Raw genomic sequence first — 4985 nt, 5'->3', positions numbered from 1 at the left:
GCGTCCGCTTGCGCGTCCAGCGATGCGAAAGACTCGCGGTGCGTCTCCGGCGCCCAGAACGCACAACCCACCCCGCCAGCGATGAAGATTGCCACGCAGGCAAACAGGGCGACGTTGATACCGGCGCCTGCGATCACGACGGGAGGGAGGAAAGTGCTCGCTGCCGACCCGATGCGGCTGCCGGCGGTCACGATGCCCGGCCCCGATGCGCGCACCTCGGTAGTGAAGAGTTCGGGCGGGTAGGTGAACTCCAAGTTCGCGATCTATCAAAGCGGTATCCACTACGGGTACTGGAATAAGGGCGCGGCCCGCTCTTTGGCGAAGCTACTCGACAGCGGACGGATGCTCTCCGCCTACGCGATCTCCGCTCACCCGCCCAAGTTAGTCGCCGCGGAGCCGCCTATCCTCGCGCACCTGATAGGCGGAATGCGACCTTAGGCCAGCCCTCCTATGGCGTACGTGCGGACGAGGACGTGTCGGTCAGGTCGAAGCGCGGGCGACAACCGCAACGGGCGCGGCTAGCTGAGCCGGCGGCGGTGCAGGCAGGGAAAGCACATCCGCGAGTTCCGCTGCCACGGACGCCGCCTCGCTTGCAAGGTCAAAGTGGATGCTCGTCAGCGCGGGTGCTACGAGCGTGGCGAGTGCCGAATCGTCTACTCCGATGACCTTGACCTGCTCCGGTACCGACAACCCACACTGCGCAGCTGCGGTCGCAACGGCCACTGCGCTCGGATCGCTGAACGCGACCACACCGAGGGGATGCCTTTCCCTGATCCACCCCGGCAGGAGCTCGCCTAGCTCGTTTACCCCTTCGGACAGGACGACGTCGCCAGCGAGGTTGAGACCCCTTTCAGCGCAGATCCGTCGGAACGCTCCGCGGCGCGCTTCGACAAACGGCAGGTCGCGATCTTCAGTCGCCGCAACGAACGCGAGTGAGGCGCTGCCGCGCTCGAGCAGGTGGTCCACCTGCGCTTGCACGATGTCGGACTGATGAATATGGGTGGTGTGTGGGTGCGATGTCGAGTCGAGGAGCCAGGCCCGGACTTCGGGGATGCCTGCGGTCTTGACGGCCGCGGTATCTGACGGGCTCAGCGGCTCGAAGGTGACGACGGCTGCCGCGGTGACCATGCCCAGCAGTTCTCGTAGGCGACCTTTCCAATCGGGACCCTCGTAGCGCAGGCACACCAACCCGATGTCCGCCGTTCGACGTCCGACCTCACTGAGGACGCGGCCGAGTTCACCCGTGGTGCTCCAGTCAGGGAGCAACAAGAGCACCACTTCACCGCGCCCGATGCGGAGAGCGCGGGCAGCTGGCGAACCCTGATAGCCCAGACTCTCTGCCGTGGACAGGACCAGCTGGCGCGTCGCATCACTCATACGCGCTCCCGGCCGGTCGTTGAGCGCGTAGCTCACGGTTGCTCTAGACACGTCCGCCGCTCGCGCGATGTCTGAGATCGTCACCCGCTTCATGTTCCACCCATCTAGTTGACACGATTAATCATAGGGCTTACAGTTCTGGTTGACACGATTAACCAGTCACGAAAGCTTCGTCGTGTCCGCCCCGACTCCCGAGCACCGAAGAGGACGAAGATGCCCTTGGACCCGAAGATCGCCGAGCTCTTGTCGACGATCCCCACACCTGAAGTGATCTCCGATCCGCTCGAACACCGCGCCACGGAGCGGATGATCATGAACACCCTCGCCGCGCAGCTAGCCGAGCCCTACCCGTCCGACGTGCACCGCACCTCTGTGACCATCCCCGTCATCGACGGCGAGATGGAGCTCCTGATCTACGTGCCGCCGACGGCGGGCCCCCATCCGGGCTTCATCAGCTTCTTCGGCGGCGGCTTCCGCGGCGGCTCCGTGCACTACGACTACGTCGACGGAACGTGCCGAGAGCGCTGCCTCGGCGCGAACGTCGTCGTGGTGTCCGTCGGCTACCGCCTCGCCCCAGAGCGCAAGTTCCCTTCCGCTGTCAGGGACGGCTATGCGGCTCTGGAATGGGTGGCGAACAACGCTTCGCGGCTCGAGATTCAGCCAGACGCGCTCATCATCGGAGGCCAGTCATCGGGCGGCAACATCGCGGCCGCTGTCGCGATGTGGGCGCGCGATCAGCACGGCCCCGCGCTCGCTCTCCAGGTGCTGGAAGTTCCCGCTCTCGACCTCACCGGCCAGACGAACCTCGCCGAGTACGGCACAGGATTCGTCTTCGAGACCGCTGAGTTCGAGCAGATCCAGCTCGACCTCTTCGCCGATCCCGACGACGCACACAGCCCTTACGCATCTCCCATCCTCGCCACTGACCTTCGCGACTTGCCACCTGCCCTCATCCTCGCGGCCGAGTACGACCTCCTCCGCGGCGGGGCTGACATGTACGCGGAACGTTTGCGAGCGGCAGGGGTCGCCGTCGACTACCGCGTCGCCCCCGGCCAGATCCACGCTTCCCCCCTGATGACCTCTGCGCTCGAAGCAGCACGCACTTGGCGCGACACCGTCATCGCGGCTCTGAAAGGCGCATCGGGCACGCAGAAAGTAGCGGCTTGAACAATGCCTCACATCACCGTTGCCAACGGCACTGAGCTCTTCTACGACACGTTCGGACATCCCTCCGCGCACCCTCTGTTGCTCATCGAGGGGCTCACAGCCCAGATGATCAAATGGCGCGAAGAGTTCTGCCAGCTGCTCGTCAACGCGGGCTTCTACGTCGTGCGGTTCGACAACCGCGACGTCGGCCTCTCGCAGAAGTTTCCCTCGGTCACATACTCACTCGACGATATGGCAGAAGACACCGCCGGGCTTCTCGAGGCCTTGAATCTCACCCACGTGCATGTCGTCGGTCAGTCCATGGGAGGAATGATCTCCCAGCTTCTCGCCATCGCACGCCCCGAGCTCGTCGCATCACTCAGCCTCATCTACACGACAGCGTCATCGCGATGGCTTCTTCCACAAGCCGTCGACCGCGAGATCCTCGAAGACCATGAGGATCTGGGGCGCGAGCAGGCCATACAACTGTTCCTCGACGGGGAACTCGCCTGCAGCTCCGACGAAGACATCTACCCCCGCGACCACGCGTGGTTGCGAGAGCTGGCCGAAGCGTCCTTCGACCGCGACGCGCTAAAGAGCGGAAACGCGAGGCAGGCGTCCGCCGTGTTCAGAGCGGGGGACCGCACCGAGTCCGTGCGCCGCATCACAGCACCCACGCTTGTTCTCACCGGAGATGCCGACGCTCTTATCGACCCGCGCGCGTCGCACGAACTACATGCCCTCATTTCCACATCCCGGCTCGAAGTCGTGGCGGGCATGGGCCACGAGCTGCCCCAGAAGGCATGGCCAGTCATCGTCGAGACCATCGCTGCCAATGCGGCCCGGGCTCTGTGCGACAGCCCATCACGTCAGCATCCCTCGACAACCACCTCTAACAACCCCCGCGATCACAATTCCGTGCTCGCACCCACCACAACGGAGTGAACCATGCGCAACAAAATGCTTATCCCCGCCGCAACCGCAGCCGCGGCACTCATCTTCACAGGATGCTCCTCCGCGCCGGCGGCGTCTCCCGCACCGGACAAGCTGGAGAGCATCTTCATGTCGAACCCGCTGCCCGCCTACCCTGACTGGGCGACCTTCGACGAGTGCTTCCTTGCTCACGCCGAAGAGCTCGGACTCAAGGCGGACACCGCCGGACCAACGGCCCTCGCCGTGGACAATGCGTTCAGCGTTGACCGCATCTCGCAAGCCATCACACAGGGCTACGACGCCGTACTGATGGTTCCGGTCGAGCCTGCTCAATTCAACCCGCTGATGCAGCGAGCGAAGGACGCGGGAATCATCGTCGGCACCATCAACACGGCCGATGCAACATCGCTCCAGGACTTCACGGTCGGCACCGCGTATTCCAAGTACGGGGCTGCAGTGGCCGAGCAGATCGGCGAGATCAGCGACTCGGAGAAGCTGCTGATTGTCACCAACGGTCCCGGCGGTGCTGGCGAGGTCATCATCGAAGGCCTGAAAGAGGCCCTCCCCGCCAACGTTGAGATCATAGACACCGTCTTCGATAACGCGGACGCGTCCCAGACGGCCGATGTCGTGTCTCGAGCACTCAGCACCCACCCGGAGACGACCGTGATCTGGTCGTGGCAGGGAACGTCCGTCGCGGGGATCACGACAGCCATCAAGGAGAAGGGTGCCGAGGGTGACGTCGTAGGCGTGGTCAACGACCTCACCGACCAGGTCGTTGCCGGCATCCGCGAGGGCACGCTCTACGGGACCAGTAAGCAGGACTTCTGCGGGATGGCAGAGACCGGCATCGACAACGCCGTGGCCCTGTCAGAGGGCAAGGAGATCGAGACCAACATCGACACCGGAACCGTCTTCGTCACCGCGGAGAACCTCGACGAGTCCCTCGAGGATTCCAAATGAGCGCCCCCGCAACCGTGACGGCTCCGGCACTGCGACTTCGAGGAATCACCAAGTCCTTCGGTCACGTCGTCGCCCTCCGTGACGTAGATCTGGACGCATACCCCGGTGAAATCCTCGCCATCGTCGGAGACAACGGAGCCGGCAAGTCAAGCCTCGTCCGCACGATGAGTGGAATCCACCGTCCGGACTCCGGCGAGGTATGGGTGCGGGACCAGGAACATTCGCTCCACAGCCCCGCGGATGCGCGCGCGGCCGGCATCGCGACCGTCTTCCAGGACCTGGCTTTGGTCGAGGTCCTCGACGTTGCAACCAACATGTTCCTGGGGCAGATCCCTCGCCGCGGGCTGTTCGCTGATCGACGCCGCATGGAGACCGAGTCCCGTGAGTTCCTCGATGAGCTCAACGTCACGGTCTCATCCGTACGAACTCAGATAGGCATGCTCTCCGGTGGGCAGCGCCAGATTATCGCCATCGCACGCGCAGTCCGCACCGGCGGGCACATCGTCATCCTCGACGAGCCGACGGCTGCGCTCGGTGTCCGAGAGACGGCCCAAGCCGCCCACATC

Annotated in this window: 5 protein-coding genes and 1 pseudogene; 4 read left to right on the top strand and 2 right to left on the bottom strand. The window is 64.3% G+C overall.

The genetic code is table 11. The annotated features are described in order from the left end of the window. Both ACNPM4_RS11215 and ACNPM4_RS11210 read right to left on the bottom strand, forming a co-directional pair. Positions 1 to 254, bottom strand: a pseudogene (locus ACNPM4_RS11215) (MFS transporter); the annotation flags it as partial. Positions 255 to 480: 226 nt separating this feature from the next. Then, complete coding sequence (locus tag ACNPM4_RS11210) at positions 481 to 1470, bottom strand: LacI family DNA-binding transcriptional regulator (protein ID WP_448985759.1); 990 nt, start codon at positions 1468 to 1470, stop codon at positions 481 to 483. Between the two features lie 120 nt (positions 1471 to 1590). Here ACNPM4_RS11210 and ACNPM4_RS11205 point away from each other — a divergent pair, with 120 nt between their 5' ends. The 4 genes from ACNPM4_RS11205 to ACNPM4_RS11190 form a co-directional block, all read left to right on the top strand. Beyond that, positions 1591 to 2544: an alpha/beta hydrolase gene (locus ACNPM4_RS11205; protein WP_448985758.1), complete on the top strand. Its 954-nt coding sequence runs from the start codon at positions 1591 to 1593 to the stop codon at positions 2542 to 2544. Positions 2545 to 2547: 3 nt separating this feature from the next. Next, positions 2548 to 3468 carry an alpha/beta fold hydrolase gene (locus tag ACNPM4_RS11200; protein ID WP_448985757.1) on the top strand — a complete coding sequence of 307 codons (921 nt, stop codon included), beginning with the start codon at positions 2548 to 2550 and terminating at the stop codon, positions 3466 to 3468. Positions 3469 to 3471: 3 nt separating this feature from the next. Continuing rightward, positions 3472 to 4419 carry a sugar ABC transporter substrate-binding protein gene (locus ACNPM4_RS11195; protein ID WP_448985756.1) on the top strand — a complete coding sequence of 316 codons (948 nt, stop codon included), beginning with the start codon at positions 3472 to 3474 and terminating at the stop codon, positions 4417 to 4419. Then, on the top strand, positions 4416 to 4985 hold a 570-nt coding region (locus ACNPM4_RS11190), incomplete at its 3' end, for an ATP-binding cassette domain-containing protein (RefSeq protein WP_448985755.1). The genes ACNPM4_RS11195 and ACNPM4_RS11190, both read left to right, overlap by 4 nt.

The organism is Microbacterium umsixpiens (genome assembly GCF_053543675.1).
The sequence above is the reverse complement of the archived record's forward strand: the minus strand, read 5'-3'. Positions and strand labels throughout refer to the sequence as shown.